This is a genomic window from Vibrio sp. 10N.286.46.A8 (assembly GCF_041470165.1).
Classification (GTDB): domain Bacteria; phylum Pseudomonadota; class Gammaproteobacteria; order Enterobacterales; family Vibrionaceae; genus Vibrio; species Vibrio tasmaniensis_A.
On sequence record NZ_JBFRLX010000414.1, the window covers coordinates 1 to 478 of the forward strand.

The window sequence follows — 478 nt, forward strand, 5'->3', positions numbered from 1 at the left end:
GTATAAATGAAGAATACGAATGATCAAGTAACCTTATGAAAATATGTTTAATGTTGAATATATATTAAGGAATAAATGTGGGCATACTGTAGACTATCTAAAGTACATATCTGCTAAGCATAGACTTTCGAATTCTAACAAAAGTGGTCGAAGAAACAATATTATTAAAAGGTTTGTTGCTTATATTGAAGCCAAAATGCAAGCTAATTTAAGGCGTAAAGTAAGAGGTGGTATATGAAGGTAAGATGTTGAATGAGATATATTGGGAAAGAATTATGCTATCACTGCTATGTTATCTTCCTGTCGTATTTCAGCGTTATATGTTTTTGATGACACCTATTACGACCTAAATGTCGTCAATTACAAGTCTTATGATAGTCCAACTCTTCGAAGCGTGCGTTTGCTTGATTTGGATTGTGATAATCGAATGATAAAAGAGCATACCTATTCTATTTTGGCGCAGATTAACAGATTAACA

Annotated in this window: 1 pseudogene; it reads left to right on the forward strand. The window is 32.2% G+C overall.

From position 1 onward, the window contains the following. Positions 1 to 262: 262 nt before the first annotated feature. Positions 263 to 478 (forward strand): annotated as a pseudogene (locus tag AB4232_RS22750) (hypothetical protein); the annotation flags it as partial.